General features: G+C 44.5%; 1 pseudogene. It reads right to left on the bottom strand.

Features of this window, described 5'->3' with window-relative positions:
* Nucleotides 1-508, bottom strand: a pseudogene (locus B2727_RS05310) (F0F1 ATP synthase subunit beta); the annotation flags it as partial.

A 508-nucleotide genomic window follows, 5' to 3' on the forward strand; every position in this document is an offset into this window, starting at 1 on the left:
GCCACGAATCGTTTCTTTAAGCGGTACTAATTTACCAGGCGCACCAGTAAACACTTCAGCTACGTGGAATGGTTGAGAGAAGAAACGTTGGATTTTACGCGCACGGTAAACAACCAATTTGTCTTCTTCTGCTAACTCGTCCATACCCAAGATTGCGATGATGTCTTTAAGCTCTTTATAACGTTGCAATACGTTCTGTACAGAACGTGCAATTTCATAATGCTCAGCACCAACAACCAATGGATCTAACTGACGTGAAGTTGAGTCAAGCGGATCGATCGCTGGATAAATACCAGAAGATGCGATGTCACGGCTCAATACAACTGTTGCATCTAAGTGAGCAAATGTTGTCGCAGGCGATGGATCTGTTAAGTCATCGGCAGGTACGTATACTGCTTGGATCGAAGTGATCGAACCAGACTTAGTAGACGTAATACGCTCTTGAAGAACACCCATTTCTTCTGCAAGTGTCGGTTGGTAACCTACTGCAGATGGCATACGACCTAAC

The sequence above is a fragment of the Acinetobacter sp. UBA991 genome (assembly GCF_002292065.1).
GTDB classification, from domain to species: Bacteria; Pseudomonadota; Gammaproteobacteria; order Pseudomonadales; family Moraxellaceae; genus Acinetobacter; species Acinetobacter higginsii.